20 protein-coding genes are annotated in these 16041 nt (G+C 70.1%); 12 read left to right on the top strand and 8 right to left on the bottom strand.

Annotated features, from left to right (window positions below; all coding sequences use genetic code 11):
* The first annotated feature begins 5 nt into the window (after window positions 1-5).
* Together IE247_RS21960 and IE247_RS21955 are read left to right on the top strand one after the other, a co-directional pair.
* Window positions 6-281, top strand: coding sequence for a PH domain-containing protein (locus IE247_RS21960; RefSeq protein WP_190124935.1), 276 nt, complete (start codon window positions 6-8; stop codon window positions 279-281).
* Between the two features lie 320 nt (window positions 282-601).
* Window positions 602-1141 (top strand): protein kinase, encoded by a 540-nt coding sequence (locus tag IE247_RS21955; RefSeq protein ID WP_229869264.1) that lies wholly within the window; start codon window positions 602-604, stop codon window positions 1139-1141.
* A 67-nt stretch (window positions 1142-1208) separates the two neighbouring features.
* Here the strand turns inward: IE247_RS21955 and IE247_RS21950 are convergent, their stop codons facing one another.
* Entirely contained in the window at window positions 1209-1412 is a 204-nt protein-coding gene (locus IE247_RS21950) for a DUF397 domain-containing protein (RefSeq protein ID WP_190124934.1), read from the bottom strand.
* A gap of 389 nt (window positions 1413-1801) precedes the next feature.
* On the opposite strand from IE247_RS21950, the gene IE247_RS21945 reads away from it, so the two are divergent.
* Window positions 1802-2035, top strand: coding sequence for a hypothetical protein (locus tag IE247_RS21945; RefSeq protein ID WP_229869263.1), 234 nt, complete (start codon window positions 1802-1804; stop codon window positions 2033-2035).
* 69 nt (window positions 2036-2104) lie between these two features.
* On the opposite strand, the gene IE247_RS21940 is transcribed toward IE247_RS21945, so the two are convergent.
* Window positions 2105-2284 carry a DUF397 domain-containing protein gene (locus IE247_RS21940; RefSeq protein WP_190125004.1) on the bottom strand — a complete coding sequence of 60 codons (180 nt, stop codon included), beginning with the start codon at window positions 2282-2284 and terminating at the stop codon, window positions 2105-2107.
* A 34-nt stretch (window positions 2285-2318) separates the two neighbouring features.
* On the bottom strand, window positions 2319-3209 hold the full coding sequence (locus tag IE247_RS21935; protein ID WP_190124932.1) for a helix-turn-helix domain-containing protein: 891 nt from the start codon (window positions 3207-3209) through the stop codon (window positions 2319-2321).
* Between the two features lie 268 nt (window positions 3210-3477).
* Here IE247_RS21935 and IE247_RS21930 point away from each other — a divergent pair, with 268 nt between their 5' ends.
* The 3 genes from IE247_RS21930 to IE247_RS21920 all read left to right on the top strand — a co-directional run bounded on the left by IE247_RS21930 (window position 3478) and on the right by IE247_RS21920 (window position 5869).
* Window positions 3478-3912: a hypothetical protein gene (locus IE247_RS21930; RefSeq protein ID WP_190124931.1), complete on the top strand. Its 435-nt coding sequence runs from the start codon at window positions 3478-3480 to the stop codon at window positions 3910-3912.
* A gap of 28 nt (window positions 3913-3940) precedes the next feature.
* Window positions 3941-4567: a hypothetical protein gene (locus tag IE247_RS21925; protein WP_229869262.1), complete on the top strand. Its 627-nt coding sequence runs from the start codon at window positions 3941-3943 to the stop codon at window positions 4565-4567.
* A 120-nt stretch (window positions 4568-4687) separates the two neighbouring features.
* Window positions 4688-5869 (top strand): alpha/beta hydrolase family protein, encoded by a 1182-nt coding sequence (locus IE247_RS21920; protein ID WP_190124929.1) that lies wholly within the window; start codon window positions 4688-4690, stop codon window positions 5867-5869.
* A gap of 69 nt (window positions 5870-5938) precedes the next feature.
* Here the strand turns inward: IE247_RS21920 and IE247_RS21915 are convergent, their stop codons facing one another.
* Window positions 5939-6637, bottom strand: coding sequence for a copper homeostasis protein CutC (locus tag IE247_RS21915; protein ID WP_190124928.1), 699 nt, complete (start codon window positions 6635-6637; stop codon window positions 5939-5941).
* Window positions 6638-6889: 252 nt separating this feature from the next.
* On the opposite strand from IE247_RS21915, the gene IE247_RS21910 reads away from it, so the two are divergent.
* Window positions 6890-9127 (top strand): heavy metal translocating P-type ATPase, encoded by a 2238-nt coding sequence (locus tag IE247_RS21910; protein WP_229869279.1) that lies wholly within the window; start codon window positions 6890-6892, stop codon window positions 9125-9127.
* 85 nt (window positions 9128-9212) lie between these two features.
* Here IE247_RS21910 and IE247_RS21905 read toward each other — a convergent pair whose 3' ends face one another.
* Window positions 9213-9530 carry a DUF6479 family protein gene (locus IE247_RS21905; RefSeq protein ID WP_190124926.1) on the bottom strand — a complete coding sequence of 106 codons (318 nt, stop codon included), beginning with the start codon at window positions 9528-9530 and terminating at the stop codon, window positions 9213-9215.
* Window positions 9531-9637: 107 nt separating this feature from the next.
* On the bottom strand, window positions 9638-10312 hold the full coding sequence (locus tag IE247_RS21900; protein ID WP_190124925.1) for a maleylpyruvate isomerase family mycothiol-dependent enzyme: 675 nt from the start codon (window positions 10310-10312) through the stop codon (window positions 9638-9640).
* Window positions 10313-10525: 213 nt separating this feature from the next.
* On the opposite strand from IE247_RS21900, the gene IE247_RS21895 reads away from it, so the two are divergent.
* From IE247_RS21895 to IE247_RS21885, 3 genes are all read left to right on the top strand, one after another.
* The gene (locus IE247_RS21895; RefSeq protein ID WP_190124924.1) at window positions 10526-11242 is read left to right on the top strand and encodes an HD domain-containing protein; all 717 of its coding nucleotides are present in this window, start codon (window positions 10526-10528) and stop codon (window positions 11240-11242) included.
* Window positions 11243-11374: 132 nt separating this feature from the next.
* The gene (locus IE247_RS21890; protein ID WP_190125003.1) at window positions 11375-12598 is read left to right on the top strand and encodes a Cmx/CmrA family chloramphenicol efflux MFS transporter; all 1224 of its coding nucleotides are present in this window, start codon (window positions 11375-11377) and stop codon (window positions 12596-12598) included.
* A gap of 93 nt (window positions 12599-12691) precedes the next feature.
* Entirely contained in the window at window positions 12692-13222 is a 531-nt protein-coding gene (locus tag IE247_RS21885; RefSeq protein WP_190124923.1) for a hypothetical protein, read from the top strand.
* A gap of 18 nt (window positions 13223-13240) precedes the next feature.
* Here the strand turns inward: IE247_RS21885 and IE247_RS21880 are convergent, their stop codons facing one another.
* On the bottom strand, window positions 13241-13510 hold the full coding sequence (locus tag IE247_RS21880) for a DUF4031 domain-containing protein (RefSeq protein ID WP_190124922.1): 270 nt from the start codon (window positions 13508-13510) through the stop codon (window positions 13241-13243).
* 37 nt (window positions 13511-13547) lie between these two features.
* Window positions 13548-13904: a DUF8819 family protein gene (locus IE247_RS21875; protein ID WP_190124921.1), complete on the bottom strand. Its 357-nt coding sequence runs from the start codon at window positions 13902-13904 to the stop codon at window positions 13548-13550.
* Window positions 13905-14011: 107 nt separating this feature from the next.
* On the opposite strand from IE247_RS21875, the gene IE247_RS21870 reads away from it, so the two are divergent.
* A complete protein-coding gene (locus tag IE247_RS21870; RefSeq protein WP_190124920.1) occupies window positions 14012-14944 on the top strand; it encodes a MurR/RpiR family transcriptional regulator in 933 nt (310 codons plus the stop codon).
* Window positions 14945-15039: 95 nt separating this feature from the next.
* Window positions 15040-16023, top strand: coding sequence for an N-acetylmuramic acid 6-phosphate etherase (murQ, locus tag IE247_RS21865; RefSeq protein WP_190124919.1), 984 nt, complete (start codon window positions 15040-15042; stop codon window positions 16021-16023).
* The last annotated feature ends 18 nt before the right edge of the window (window positions 16024-16041 follow it).

Below are 16041 nucleotides of genomic sequence, written 5' to 3'. Positions count from 1 at the left end.
TCATCATGCATGCTCAAGATCCGCTGACCCCAGATCAGTGCAACACCATGGACCACCTGGACAGCTTCGCCGACGGCTTCATCAGCCGGGAGGAACGTCCTGGAGTATTCACCAAGTTCGTCTGCTTCTTCGAGGCGGACGACCTCATGGACGCCATGAAGCAGGCTCTCCTCCGAATCGAAGACATCCCAGGTGTCCTCATCAGCAGCATCGAACTGGACCCCTGCTCCTTCGAGCACAACGGGATGCTGACCAAGTCAGTCGTGCAGCTTCCCGACTAGCCACCCCCCACACGAACGACGACAAACAGCTTGTCGGCGAGGCAAGGGAAGTTGACGAATGACCGAACGCCTCCCTGACTCCGCTTCCTGGCACTGGTAGAGCCCTTCACCGGTCCTGTGAAGGAGCTGAAGCCCACCGAACGCGGATTCATGTCTGACGTCCTGGTACTGATGGATGGTGATCTCGGCCGCTTCTTTGCCAAAGGTGTCCGGAACAGGAAAGAGGGCGTCGGGATTCGCTCATCCGAGAGCGTCGGATCAACAAGTTTGTTCAGTCGGTCTCACCCCGCCTGTGCTGGCACACAGAGAACGACCGGTGGATGGCGCTCGGCTTCGAACAGGTGGAGGGCCGACCGAGCCGCTTCGAGCCGGACTCTCCGGACCTTGCGGCTGTGCTGGATCTGCTTGGCCGAATCGGGGAAATCGCCTTGCCCTCCTTGGTTGAGGACTGGCACGAAACACGGTGGGACGCCTTCGCGGCCGACGAGGCGGAAGCTCAGTTGTTCCGAGGCGACAGCCTCATCCACGGAGATGTGGCACCTGGCAACTTCCTCGTCGGCACAGGCCACAGCTGGGCGGTCGACTGGGCCTGGCCAACGCGCGGAGCCGGCTTCATCGACCCCTCGTTGCTGATCCTTCAACTCATCGCCGCCGGTCACACTCCGGCGTCGGCGGAGAATCTGGTGTCCCCGTGCCCCGGCTGGTCGAGATCAGACCCCCGAGGTATCGACGCGTTCGCCAGAGCCAACCTCCGGATGTTCCGCCACTGGGCGCAGCGGTACCCGGAGCAGACATGGCTTCGTGCCATGGAAACGGCGGCGAAAGTATGGGTCGACCACCGCTCGGCCCAGATGTATTGACCACGCCCGCAGACACGAACTGCGGAGCACCCCATGAGCAGGGGCGCTCCGCGTCGCACTGTACGGATCAGGCCGAGGCGAAGGCCACGAAGGACGACCAGGCAGCCGAGGGGACGACCAGGGCCGGGCCCGACCGGACCTTGGAGTCACGGACACCGACCCGGCCGGCCAGGGCCGCGACCTCAACGCAGTTGTTGCCGGTGTCGCCGCTGTAGGACGACTTGAACCAAGCGCTCTCGGGTACTTCCTGAAGCACTCCACTGAGGGTCATGCACCATCCGTTCCCACAACTGGGCACACCCATACGAACAGTGTCCCGTTCGGGTGATCCAACTGGCTGTTCCCCGCCCGAGCCAAGCGGAGTGCGTACTCATATGACCATGGGAATCGGGGACCGGCATCAGAAGAAAGATGTTGAAGCCGCACTCAAGAGAGCTGAGGCGCAAGGCTTTAAGGTGACGCACGACAAGAAGAGTCATCGCTGGGGATATGTCATCTGCTGCCGCTGCACAAAGAACTTGATTGTGAGTTGCACTCCCCAGAGCACAGGAACAGAAGCAAGGAGGATCGATGAGTTCGTCAGACATCACCAGCGCTGTGCCTAGCTGGCACTTCCTCATGCACCCACAGGCACCGCTCACTGTGGAGCAGAACGATGTCATGGACACCCACGACAGCTTCGCGGACGGCTTCGTCGGCAGAGAAGAGATTCTCGGGGTGGAGACCACGTTCATCTGCTACTTCGAGGCGAACAACCTCATGGACGCGATGAAGCAGGCCCTCGCCCGCATCGAGCACATCCCCGGCGTCCTCATCGAGAGCATCGAACTCAACCCGCACTCCTTCGAGCACAACGGCATGCAGACCGCATCCGTCGTCAGGAACCCTGACTGACCAGAACCAGCACACACGAACCGCGGAGCACCCCCACGAGCAGGGGCGCTCCGCGTCGCGCTGTACGGATCAGGCCGAGGCGAAGGCCACGAAGGAGGACCAGGCGGCCGAGGGGATGAGCAGGGCCGGGCCGGACTGAACCTTGGAGTCACGGACACCGACATGGCCGACCAGGGCCGCGACCTCGATGCAGCTGTTACCGGTGCCGCCGCTGTAGGACGACTTGAACCAGGCTCTTTCGGGGGCCAGCTCAATGGCTGGGGAGTGCGTGTTGATGGCTCTACTACCTTCTGGCTAGTTCCGTCAGAAATTCGATGGTCTCCTCGACCCCAAGGGCCACACCCACCATCGCGTTGAACCGGCGTTCGAACCGGTCTACCTCTCGGGGCTTGTCAGATGTAGAGATCGCACCCCAAGCGTTGTCGGTCTGGACCCGGGAAGGGAGGCCGCCAAGGTTCAGTACCGCAAAGTCGTTGATGGCCCGGTATCCACGCCGGAAAGGAAGAACCTGTATCGAAACGTTGTCCAGCCGAGCGATCCTGATGATCTCCTCGTACTGCCCGCGCATCACCTCGGCGTCCCCAACAGGAGTACGCAAGGCTGCCTCCCCCAGGATGAACCGAAGGCGTACAGGCTCCTCGCGTGTCAGAACCCTGTGCTTGCGATCCATCCGCAGTTCAACATTGCGGGTCACGAACTCGGCTGTCGTGTCTTCAACAGGACGGTCCATCTCGTAGACCGCCTTCGCATAGGACTCGGTCTGGAGCAAGCCATGCACGACGGTGGGGTGGTACACCGCGATGGCAAGCGCCTCGGCCTCCAGGCCCACATAGTGCGGCATCCCCGATGGCATGACGTTGCGGTACTGCGTCAGCCACTCCTCGTTCGGACCTTCCCGGTTCAACTCAATGAACTGCTGGATCAGGTCTTCGTCGGTAACCCCATAGCGTTTGAGTAGGGTCCGAAGGTTTCCCACGTTCCGACGGAAGTTGAGTTCACCGTGCTCGATCCGGGCCAGGGACGCCTCCGAGAGATCCTTCAGACCTCGGATCGCCTCCTTGCGCGTCAGCCCTCTGGCTCCGTGCGGCTCTATGGCAGGGCAGTTCTCTCGCAGCTGCCTCAGCTGAATACCGAGCTCCAGACGGCGTCCTGACGCCCCGCGTTTTGCTCCCACCTGTGCACCCTCCCAGTGCCCCTGCGCATGTTCAGTATCACCCTGTGCAGCCCCCCGTACCCCTGCGCAGTGTCCCCAGCGGTGCACGCATGGTCGCGCATAATCCACTTTGGCGGCACGCTGGTTATTCAGAGGCGTTTCGCTTGCGATGCAATACGCCTAGGCGTCACGGTAGTTGAGAACCAGCGCGACGGGACCGAGTTCGCAGGACCAGGGGGCTCACGCCCCCAACCCGCGCGCCCCCAACCCCATACCGGAGGGCTCCACCATGCCTCTCTTCCCTCAGCCCCCGTCGGACGCCGCCCCGGAAGAGCGTTTCTTCGCGCTCCGGGAGCAGTTGCTGAAGGCGCTCATCGAGCCGCCGAAAGGGTTTCCGGTCGTGGTCTACGCGCTGACGATCAGCAATGACCGTGTGCCCTCGGACACCTTCGCCCGGGCCAGGAGTTACGCGCTTCACCGGGGGTGGCAGGTGCGCTCCGAAATGCTCTGGGACGGGTGCGGGATGACCGAGCCGCTGGAGAGGCCGGAGTGGCGGCGGGTGGAGGCGCTGATCGCAGGTGGGTTTGTGCAGGGGGTGGTGACGGTGGGGCAGTCGGCGGTGAGCACTAGCGCGCTGGAGTACGAGCAGGTGCTGGAGCGGCTGGCGTCGCGGCGGGCGTTCATCGCGCATGTACCGGTGAGGTGGGGGATGTTCCGTGGGTGAGAGGAGCAATCACCTGACGGTTCCGTGGGTGGTCGCGTGGAGTGGCGAGACCCCGGTGGAGTCACTGGTGGAGACGCGGGTGGTGCAGGGGATGCCGCCGTCGGGCGGGATCGGGTACGCGAATGAACTTCCCGCCGACCGGGGTGAGTACGGCGTACTCCTGAACCGTGGGCGGCTGCCCGCGAGGCCCGGCGAGCGGGGGCGCCCGCTCTTCTCCTCCGTGCATGGGAACAGGCAGCGGAGGGCGATGCGGAAGCTGCTCTGCCAGAGCTGCGGAGGGCCGGCCTCCATGGACGGGCGGGGGGTGCTGTGGCTGCTGGACGAGACGGTCGACGCCCGGGAGCCGGGCTGGCCGGAGGGGCAGATCACCGCGCATCCGCCGGTGTGCGTGGAGTGCGCGGGCGAGGCCGTGCGGCAGTGTCCGGCGCTGGGGCCCGGCAAGGGGTACACGGCGGTACGGGTGCGTCTCCCCGTACTGTGCGGATTCCACGGCCGTCTCTACACCCCCGGGCCGGTGCGCCCCCTGGTCGCGGAAGCGCGGACCGTCATCGGGCTCGAAGACCCCAGGCTGCCCTGGCTGCTGGCGACCCAGTCGGCGGTCCGGCTGGAGGGGTGCACGGTGGTGCGGCTGGAGGAGGAGACCGGCCACCGGTAGACCGCCAACAGCTCCCCCTCTGGGGGGAGTCCGGAGGGAAAGAGTGTGGCCCTGAAGAGGTACGCGGGGTCATCCCGGCCGTCGATGACCGGGACGGCGGACGGGCCTAGCGTCGGGGGCATGATCAGAATTCGTCGCGGCGTGGTCGCCGCGCTGCTCGCGCTGACGCTGCCGTTGCCGCTCATGGGGGCGGCGGTGGCCGACACGGGCACGCCCCGGACGACGGCGGCCGGGGGGCTGGAGCTGCCGAGGCCGTCGGGGGCGTATGCCGTGGGGATGGAGACGCTGCGGCTGAGGGACGTGAGCCGGACGGATCACTGGGTGCCGGCGGCGGGGGCGCGGGAGTTGATGGTGTCGGTGCACTATCCGGGGCGGCGGGGTACGGGGAAGCCCGCCGCGCGGCCGTATATGACGGTGGCGGAGGCGCGGGAGCTGCTGGGGCGGACCAGTACGGGGGAGCTGATACCGGTGGGGAATGAGGAGCGGCTGAGCGCGGTCCGTACGCATGCGCGGGAGGGGGTGCGGCCCGCGCGGGGGAAGTTCCCGCTGGTGGTGCTGTCGCCGGGGTTCGGGCTTTCGCGGATGACGTTGACGCTGCTGGCGGAGGAGCTGGCGAGCGAGGGGCATGTGGTGGCGTCGGTGGACCACGCCTATGAGTCGGAGGCGACGGAGTTCCCGGACAAGGGGGTGCTGCCCTGCACGGCGTGCCGGACCACGGAGGCCGGGGAGGTGTCGCACACGGCCGTGCCGGAGGGGCGGGCGAAGGATGTGTCCTTCGTACTGGATCAGTTGACCGGGCGGAAGGCGGTCTGGCGGCACTCGGGGATGATCGACGCCCGGAAGGTGGGGATGGCGGGGCACTCCATCGGCGGGAACAGCGCCGCGCACACCATGGCGACCGACCGGCGGGTGCGGGCCGGGATCAACATGGACGGGACGTTCTTCACGCCGGTGCCCGAGGGCGGGCTCGGCGGGCGGCCGTTCATGATGCTGGGTGCGGCGGAGAGTGTGCCGGGCTCGCCGGATGTGAGCTGGGACCGGGACTGGCGGCGGCTCGACGGGTGGAAGAGGTGGATCACCCCGACGGGGAGCCATCACTTCACCTTCGTGGACGCCCCGTATCTGGCGGACCAGGTCGAGGGCGCTCCCCAGTACCCCGGGGTGCCCTCGGGCAAGCGCTCGGCGGAGATCACCCGGGACTATGTGTCGGCGTTCTTCGCGCAGCACCTCAAGAGGGTTCCGCAGCCGCTGCTGGACGGGCCGAGCCCGCGGAATCCGGAGGTCGTCTTCCACCAGCCGTGAGACGGAACGGAGGAAGGGGGTCCGGGGCACACAGCCCCGGACCCCCTTCCTCGTGTCCGAAAACGACGGCTATCCGTCGATGATCTTGCGCCACTCGCGGACCGCCGCCGCGTCCACCGGCCCGTCCCAGCCCCGGGGGCGCGCCGCGCCGCCGATGTGGAAGCCGGTGACGCCCGCGTCGCGGAGCTGGGGGACGTGTTCGAGGCGCAGGCCGCCGCCGACGAGGACGAGGGGCTCGTAGCCGGGCTCGCCGGCGCGGGCCACCTCGGCGAGGAGCGTGGGGATGCCGTGGTCCACCCCGGCGGCCGAGCCGGCGGTGAGGTAGGTGTCCAGGCCCGGCAGGTCCGCGAGCTGCTTGCGCAGCCCGTCCCGGTCGGCGGCGCGGTCGATCGCCCGGTGGAAGGTCCAGGCGCTGCCCGCCATCGCGGCGACCAGGCGCTCGACGATGGCCAGATCCGCACGGCCCGACTCGTCGAGGAAGCCGAGGACGAACTCGTCCGCGCCCTCCTCGCGCAGCTCGGCGGTGGCGCGTAGGAGCGCTTCCACTTCGTCGGGAGTGCCGGCCGAGAAGCCGTCGGTGAGCCGCAGCATCACCCGTAGCGGAATGTCGACCGCCGCGCGGATCCGCGCGAAGGTCTCCCGCGAAGGCGTCAGGCCGTCTCTCGACATGTCCGCGACCAGCTCCAGCCGGTCCGCTCCTCCGGACCGCGCCGCGATCGCGTCCTCCGCGTCGAGCGCGATCACCTCCAGGACCGCACGGTTGCTCATGGGAACCCCATTCCTCCTGGGAGATGGCTAATGCATCAAATAGGTCTAGTCCAATGCCAGCCTAGTGCGCACGCTCTGCGAGCGCACCAGCACCCCGGGAGGCTCTCGTCCGGTTCAAGACTTGCGCGAGGTACCTTGGGGGGGTATACATGAACCCATAAGGCATACCCCCTAGGGGTATGAAGCGCGGGACAGGGAGGAACCGTGGCGCACACAGCCACCCATCAAGAGGTCGAACTCGCCATCGGTGGCATGACGTGCGCCTCCTGTGCGGCTCGGATCGAGAAGAAGCTCAACCGGATGGACGGGGTCGAGGCCACCGTCAACTACGCCACCGAGAAGGCCAAGGTCGTCTTCCGGGGCGAGGATGTCTCCGTACAGGATCTGATCGGCACCGTCGAGGCGACCGGATACAGCGCCGCCGAGCCCAGGCCGAAGACGCCCGAGCAGGTCGGCTCCGGCTCCGATTCCGGTTCCGGTTCCGGCTCCGAGGAGTCCCCGGAGGAGGACCGGGCGCTTCGGACGCTGCGCGAGCGCGTGATCACCGCGGTGACCCTCTCCGTACCCGTGATCGCGATGGCGATGATCCCGCCGCTCCAGTTCGAGTACTGGCAGTGGCTGTCGCTCACCCTCGCCGCCCCCGTCGTCGTCTACGCGGGCTGGCCCTTCCACCGCGCCGCGTGGACCAATCTGCGCCACGGCGCGGCCACCATGGACACCCTGGTCTCGGTGGGCACCATCGCCGCCTTCCTGTGGTCGCTGTACGCGCTGTTCCTCGGGCACGCCGGAATGCCCGGCATGACCCACCCCTTCGAGCTGACGATCTCCCGTACCGACGGCGCTTCCAATATCTATCTGGAGGCCGCGGCGGGCGTCACCGCCTTCATCCTGGCCGGGCGGTACTTCGAGGCCCGCTCCAAGCGGAAGGCCGGGGCCGCGCTCCGGGCGCTGATGGAGCTGGGCGCGAAGGAGGTCACCGTACTGCGCGACGGGGTGGAGGTCCGGGTGCCGACCGCCGAGCTGAGCGTCGGCGACCGGTTCGTGGTCCGCCCCGGCGAGAAGATCGCCACCGACGGCACCGTGGTCGAGGGATCGTCCGCCGTGGACGCCTCCATGCTGACCGGCGAGTCCGTCCCCGTCGAGGTCGCCCCCGGCGACAGCGTCACCGGCGCCACCCTCAACGCGGGCGGCCGGCTCGTCGTCGAAGCCACCCGCATCGGCTCGGACACCCAGCTCGCCCGGATGGCGAAGCTGGTCGAGGACGCCCAGAACGGCAAGGCGGCGGCCCAGCGCCTCGCCGACAAGATCTCGGGAGTCTTCGTCCCGATCGTGATCCTGCTGGCCCTCGGCACCCTCGGCGTCTGGCTGGCCATGGGCGAGGGCTGGGCCGCCGCCTTCACCGCCGCCGTCGCCGTACTGATCATCGCCTGCCCCTGCGCCCTGGGCCTGGCCACGCCGACCGCGCTGATGGTCGGCACCGGCCGGGGAGCCCAGCTGGGCATCCTGATCAAGGGCCCCGAGGTCCTGGAGACCACCCGCAAGGTCGACACCGTCGTACTCGACAAGACCGGAACCGTCACCACCGGCAAGATGACCCTGCTCGCCGTCCACACCGCCGACTCCACCGACGAGATGGAGACCCTGCGGCTGGCCGGAGCGCTGGAGAACGCCTCCGAGCACCCCATCGCCCAGGCGGTCGCGGCGGGCGCCGCCGAGCGCACCGGCAGCATCCTGGCGACCCCCGAGGGCTTCGCCAACGTCCCCGGACTCGGCGTCCAGGGTGTCGTGGACGGTCACGCCGTGCTGGTGGGCCGCGAGAAGCTGCTCGCCGAGTGGGAGATCCGGCTGCCGGACGCGCTGCTCAAGGCGAAGCGGGACGCCGAGGCCGCCGGGCGCACCGCGATCGCGGTGGCCTGGGACGGCGAGGCCCGCGCGGTGCTGGAGGTCGCCGACGCGGTCAAGGACACCAGCGCCGAGGCGATCACCCGGCTGCGGGCGCTGGGCCTCACGCCGATCCTGCTGACCGGCGACAACCAGGCCGTGGCCGAGTCGGTCGCCGCCGAGGTGGGCATCGACGAGGTGATCGCCGAGGTCATGCCCGAGGACAAGGTCGACGTCGTCAAGCGGCTCCAGGCCGAGGGCCGCAGCGTGGCCATGGTCGGCGACGGGGTCAACGACGCCGCCGCGCTCGCCCAGGCCGATCTGGGACTGGCGATGGGCACGGGCACGGACGCCGCCATCGAGGCCGGCGACCTGACCCTCGTACGGGGCGACCTGCGGGCGGCGGCCGACGCCATCCGGCTGGCCCGGCGCACCCTGGGCACCATCCGGGTCAACCTCTTCTGGGCCTTCGCCTACAACGTCGCGGCGCTGCCGCTGGCCGCGCTGGGGCTGCTCAGCCCGATGATCGCGGGGGCGGCGATGGCCTTCTCCTCGGTGTTCGTCGTCGGCAACAGCCTGCGGCTGCGGGGGTTCAAGGCCGCCGCTTAACACTGGGGCGGTACGGGGCAAAGGCGAAGGTCCGGGCGGTTCACACCGCCCGGACCTTCGTTCCGTGCTGCCCCGTGCTCCCTGCTCAGCCGTAGCCGCCGCTGCCGAAGGCCCCGCCGCCGACGTTCGGGCCGTGGTCGGGGCGCGCCTCGCGGCCCTTGCCCGTGCTGTGGCTGCTGTGGGTCTTCATGTTGTACGGGAGAAGCCGGTCCTCCCCCTCGTGCGGGAAGGTGTCGTCGTCCGCCTCCCGCACTTCCTCGATGTGCTCCCGCCGCTCGGGCTTGAGCGGCTGCTCCTCGGGCTTGGGGGGTACGTACTTCTCGCGGCGGATCGAATCCCACCACATGCTCGCCGTCAGGATGAGCACCAGAAAAACTCCGATGACGATGATCACTGTGACCATGGCGTCCGCCTCCAAACCCTGGATCGGCACATCGGCACACACTTCACCTGGTCCCAGTGTGACCCCATTCAGTACATTTCGGCCGCTTGAGGAGTCTCTGATCAGGTTCAGCCGAAGAAGTTGAGATCGGCCTCCCGGGCCCCGGTCAGCTCGTACCGGGTGCCGGTCAGCGGGCGGGCCGCGAGCAGCCGTACCAGCGTCCCGGCGGAGCCCCGGTACCGCGCGGGTTCCGGGCCGCCGTCCGTGTCCAGACCCAGCGCGAGCGGGACGGGGCGGCCGTCGACGGCGGCGAGCAGCGGGGCCGCGCCCCGGGCCCTGGTGAGGGCCGCGAAGAGCTCCAGGGCCGGATCGAGGGCTTCGCCCGCCTCGTACGCGCCGGGCTCCCCGAGGGCCTCGCGCACATCGCCCGCGTGCACCCACTCACCGAGCGCGATCCCGTCGAGGCCGCCGTGCCCCTGTCGTCCGGCGGCGGCGATGACCGGGCCGGCCTCGGTCATCCCGCGCTCCAGCTCGTCCACGATCCGGGCGTTCGACCAGTCGGCGCGCTCGGCGATGTCCCGGTCGTTGGACTCGGGGCTGAAGACCCCGTCTCCCAGCCGGCCTTCCACCACTCGGGTGAGGGCCGCCCCGCAGTGGGCGAGCACATGGCGCACGGTCCAGCCGGGGCAGCAGGTGCGGATCGCGAAGTCCTCGTCGGGGCGGGAGCGGAGCAGCGGGATCAGGGCGTCGCGCTCGGCCCGCAGAAGGAGGCCGGGAAGCTCCGGGCCGCGTACGGATTCCATCGGCTCAGCCAAGCGCAAACGGAGGGGACTCTTCTAGTGGCGGCGGGTACGGGGCGGGGGTTTGCTGTACGGCTCTGAGCTGCGGGTTTTACTCGAATGGCGGAGGCAGGGGGTGGGGTCGGATTCACTCGGGTGGCTCAAGCGGAACCTGTGGGTGGGATGGGTTCCGGATAACCCCGGCGTCGCTTCGGCGGCACTGCCTAGAGTCGGCGCATGAGCCCCGGTCCTCGCCCCGCCTCCGACCCCGCCTCCACTTCCGCCTCCGACCTTCGCGCCCGCTGGTCGCGCGCCCTGCTGGCCGCCCGCGCGGCGGACCCCCTGGAGTCCGTACCCGGCCCCGGCCCCGGCCCCGACTCCGGCCCCGATCCGCTGCCCTACGCGGAGGATCTCCTCGCCCGCTGGGCCGAGCCGCAGCGCAGATACCACTCCACCGCCCACCTCACCGCCGTGCTGGACCACATCGACACCCTCGCCGCACACGCCGCCCGGCCGGATCTCGTCCGGCTGGCCGCCTGGTTCCACGACGCCGTCTACCTCCCCGAGCGCTCCGAGAACGAGGAGCGCTCCGCCCGGCTCGCCGAGCGCGCGCTGCCCGAGGCGGGCCTCGGGGACACGAGCACCCGCGAGGTCGCCCGGCTGGTCCGGCTCACCGTCACCCACGCCCCGGAGGACGCGGACGCCGACGGCGCGGTGCTGTGCGACGCGGATCTCGCGATCCTGGCGGCCGGGCCCGAGCGGTACGCGGCGTACACGGCCGCCGTGCGCGAGGAGTACGGCTTTGTCCCCGACGACGCCTTCCGCGCGGGCCGGGCGGCGGTGCTGCGCCAACTCCTGGAGCTGCCCCGGCTGTTCCGCACACCCCACGGCGTACGGGAGTGGGAGGCGGCGGCCCGCCGCAATATCGCGGCGGAGCTGGACCGGCTCGACTGACCTCCGCACGGCGCGTCCGCGCGGCACACGCGACACAAAGACGTGACACATCACGGGCGGCCGACGGGAATGTCAGGTGTGATCGGCACCGTTACCCGTGTCATGCCCGACTCCGCCCAGCCGCGCGCCCGTATGCCCCTCGCCGTATACATTCTCGGCCTCTCCGTCTTCGCCCTCGGTACGAGCGAATTCATGCTCTCCGGTCTGCTGCCGCCGATCGCGGAAGACATGGACGTCTCCATTCCGCAGGCCGGTCTGCTCATATCCGCCTTCGCGATCGGCATGGTCGTCGGCGCCCCGCTGCTCGCCGTGGCCACCCTCAGACTCCCCCGCAAGACCACACTGATCGCCCTGATCACGGTCTTCGCCCTCGGCCAGGTCGCGGGCGCGCTCGCGCCGACGTACGAGATCCTCTTCGTCTCCCGGGTGATCAGCGCCCTCGCCTGCGCGGGCTTCTGGGCGGTCGGCGCGTCGGTCGCCGTCGCGATGGCCCCGGCGAACTCACGGGCCAAGGCGCTGGCGGTGATGATCGGCGGACTCTCGATCGCCAATGTGCTGGGCGTCCCCGCCGGAGCCTTCCTCGGCGACCACCTCGGGTGGCGGTCCGCGTTCTGGGCGGTGGCGATCGCCTCCACGATCGCGCTGGTCGGCGTGGTGACGCTGATCCCACGCATCCCGCTCCCGGCCGAGCGCCCGCGCCTCAAGCGCGAGCTGTCGATCTACGGAGACCGCCAGGTCTGGCTCTCCATCGTGCTGACGTCCCTCGCGGGCGGCGGTGTGTTCTGCGCCTTCTCCTACTTCGCCCCGCTGCTGACCGACGTCTCCGGGATCGCCGAGAGCTGGGTACCGGGCGTGCTCGGCCTCTTCGGGCTCGGTGCGCTGATCGGTACGTGGCTGGGCGGCCGGATCGCGGACGCCCACCTCTTCGGGGTGCTGCTGAGCGGAATCGCCGCCTCGACCGTCTTCCTCGTGGCGCTGGCCCTCTTCGCCTCCAGCCCCGTCATCACCGTCTCGCTCGCCTTCCTGCTGGGCGTCTCCGCCTTCTACACCGCCCCGGCCCTGAACGCCCGCATGTTCAACGTCGCGGCCGCCGCCCCCACCCTCGCGGGCGCGACCACCACCGCCGCCTTCAACCTGGGCAACACCGGAGGCCCCTGGCTCGGCGGCACCGTCATCGACGCCGGCCTCGGCTTCCCCGCCACCGCCTGGGCCGGCGCGGCCATGACCGTCACCGCCCTCGCCCTCGTCGCCCTCTCCCTCCGCCTCCAGGGCCGCTCCCGCACCATCGCCACCTCCCTCCCGGCCCCGGCCCCGTCTCCGGCTCCGGACACCGCCTCCGCCGAGGCCGTCCGGTAGGGCATGGCAGACTCCCCCTCCGACCTGGCGTTCTGTGCCAGGTCGGAGCAGAACCAAGGGGTGGGGATGAGACGGTCCAGAAGGTTTGTCGCGATGGGTTCCGTGGTGGGAGCGCTCCTGCTGCTCGCGGGGTGCGGTGATGGCGGCTCGTCGGAGACGAAGGCCGCCGCCCCGGAGCGCACCGCTTCGCCGAAGGCGTCGCCCTCGGCGAAGAAGGAGAAGACCGCCGCACAGGTGCGGGAGGACATCCTCGTCGTGACCGAGGGCATCGGGGACGGCTATCAGACCATCGACACCGGGGGCCGGGACCACTGCATGATTTACGGCGCGGCCCTGACTCCCGAGGTCCCGGGAGAGGCCGATGTGAAGCGCGTCATCGAGCGGCTCAAGAAGCGCGGCTGGACTCATGCCGTCATCCGGGAGTCCAGCAGGCACCCGCAGGACGGCGTGCTCACGGAGGAGGAGAAGGCCGCGTCGGTCGAGCTTCTGAAGTCGGGGGAGTGGAGCACCGTCATCAGCGCGGGGCCCCTGTCGAAAGAACTCAAGGATCAGCTGGCCCCGAACAAGGGAGTCTTCTCCGTCGACGCGACCGGAATGTGCGGGGCTTCCAAAAAGCGGTCCTGAGCCGGGTGCGCGAAGCACTCAGCCCCAGGCCCGCCCCTTCGGCCGCCGCAGCCCGGCCTTGACCAGGAGGCGGACGACCTCGCGGGGCGAGACCTCCAGGGCTCCCGCCGCGACGGCGGCCGGGTAGCGGTGGGAGGGGACGTCGTAGTGGTCGCGCTCGAAGGCGCGGCGGGGGCAGCCGATGGACGAGGCGAAGCGGTGGAGCTCCTCGTAGGACTCGTCGCTGACCAGGTGGGACCAGAGCCGGCCGTGGCCGGGCCAGGTGGGCGGGTCGATGTAGAGGGTCACCGGGGGGCGTCCGTACGGCGGGGGCCGGGGGCCGGGGTCATCCGAGGCCGCCGACCGGGGCCACCACCACGCCCGCCTTGTGGCAGACCCAGTGGGGATCCGGGCCCAGCTCGGGTTCGATCTCCAGGGCGTGCGGGTCGCCCGTGTCGCAGACCGGGCAGAGCGGCCAGCGGCCGTGGCGCTCCAGAAGGGCGTCCTGGACATCCTGGGCGATCAGGCCGGCGACGTACTCCGCGCCCTGCGGCCACTCCTTCACCCACCAGCGGCGATGGGTCACCGAGTCCTCGACCAGCGACACCACCTCCGGGTCCGCGACGTCGCGGGCCGCCAGATCGGCGAGGATCAGGGCGCGGGCGGCGTGCAGGGCCTGCTCATGCGGGTCGGCTTCGTCCATGTGGCCATTGTCCCTCGTACGGCGGGCGTCCCTCGTACGGAGGACCCGGTCCGCCGTACGCCGTGGAGGGGTTGACCCCACCCGAAAATTGAAAATATCTTTCATATGTGACCGACTCACTGAAGGAAATTTTCAGCGCCGGACTGCCCGCCGAAGCCCCTCCCGCTCCCGCCGCCCTCGCCTCCAAAGTCCGCACACTCGCCCCCTCCATGACGCGCTCCATGCAACGGGTCGCCGAAGCCGTCGCCGAAGACCCGGCGGGCTGCGCCGCCCTCACCGTCACCGGGCTCGCCGAGCTGACCGGCACCAGCGAGGCCACCGTGGTCCGCACCGCGCGGCTGCTGGGCTACCCCGGCTACCGCGATCTGCGCCTCGCGCTCGCCGGACTCGCCGCGCACCAGCAGTCCGGCCGCGCGCCCAGCGTCACCGCCGACATCGCCGTCGACGACCCCATCGCCGACGTCGTCGCCAAACTCGCCCACGACGAACAGCAGACCCTCGCCGACACCGCCGCCGGACTCGACACGGTCCAGCTCGCCGCCGCCGTGGCCGCCGCCGCGACCGCCCGCCGGATCGACATCTACGGAGTCGGGGCCTCCTCGCTCGTCGGCATGGACCTGGCGCAGAAACTCCTCCGCATCGGCCTCATCGCCCACGCCCACGCCGACCCCCATCTCGCCGTCACCAACGCCGTGGCGCTGCGCCCCGGCGACGTCGCCATCGCCATCACCCACTCGGGATCCACCGCCGATGTCATCGAGCCCCTGCGCACCGCCTTCGAGCGCGGCGCGACGACCGTCGCCATCACCGGCCGCCCGGACGGGCCCGTCTCCAGCTACGCCGACCATGTGCTGACCACCTCCACCGCCCGCGAGAGCGAGCTGCGGCCCGCCGCCATGTCCTCCCGTACCAGCCAACTCCTCGTCGTGGACTGCCTCTTCATAGGCGTGGCCCAGCGGACCTACGAGACGGCCGCCCCCGCGCTCGCCGCCTCCTACGAGGCGCTCGCCCACCGCCGCGCACCGCGCACCGCCCGCTGACGAGCCGCCCGCCGACGAACACCTGTCGCCGAACACCTGTCGCCGAGCCTCCCGCTGCCGAGCCATCCGCCGCCGAGCCAAAGGAAAGCGCGCCCATGACCTCGACCTCCTCCGCGTACGGCGAACTCCGCGCCCAGCTCGACTCCCTCACCACCGAGGCCTTCCGGCCCGAACTGGCCGGCATCGACCGGCTCGCCACCCTCGACATCGCCCGGATCATGAACGGCGAGGACCGGACCGTACCGGACGCCGTCGCCGCCCAACTGCCCCTCATCGCCGCCGCGATCGACGCCACCGCCGAACGGATGGCGCGCGGCGGACGGCTGGTCTACGCGGGCGCGGGCACCCCCGGCAGGCTCGGCGTGCTCGACGCCAGCGAGTGCCCGCCGACCTTCAACACCGGCCCCGGCGAGGTCGTCGGACTGATCGCGGGCGGCCCCGGCGCCGTCGTCCAGGCCGCCGAGGGGGCGGAGGACAGCCCGGAGCTGGCCGCCGCCGACCTCGACGCGCTGCGGATCGGCCCCGACGACACGGTGGTCGGGATCTCCGCGTCCGGGCGCACCCCGTACGCCGTCGGCGCGGTCGTCCGCGCGCGGGCCCTGGGGGCGCTCACCGTCGGGCTCTCCTGCAACGCGAACAGCCCGCTGGCCGCCGCCGCCGACCACGGGATCGAGGTGGTCACCGGACCCGAACTCCTCACCGCCTCCACCCGCTTGAAGGCGGGCACGGCGCAGAAGCTCGTCCTCAACATGATCTCGACGATCACCATGATCCGGCTCGGCAAGACCTACGGGAATCTGATGGTCGACCTCCGCGCCTCCAACGAGAAGCTGCGCGCCCGCTCCCGCCGGATCGTCTCGCTCGCCACCGGCGCGAGCGAGGCGGAGATCGAGGCCGCCCTCACCGCCACCGGCGGCGAGGTGAAGAACGCCATCCTGACCCTGCTCGGCCCGGTCGACGCCCCCACCGCCGCCCGGCTGCTCACCGAGAGCGGCGGCCATCTGCGCGCCGCGCTCCGCTACGCCGCCGCCGCCTCCGTCTCCACCTCCGCTCCCGCTCCCGCTCCCGCCGAGGAATGACCGCACAGCAAGGCACCC

It is taken from the genome of Streptomyces inusitatus (assembly GCF_014651115.1).
Taxonomy (GTDB): Bacteria; Actinomycetota; Actinomycetes; order Streptomycetales; family Streptomycetaceae; genus Streptomyces; species Streptomyces amakusaensis.
Note: the sequence above shows the minus strand (reverse complement) of the source record. Positions and strands in the feature narration are given on the sequence as shown.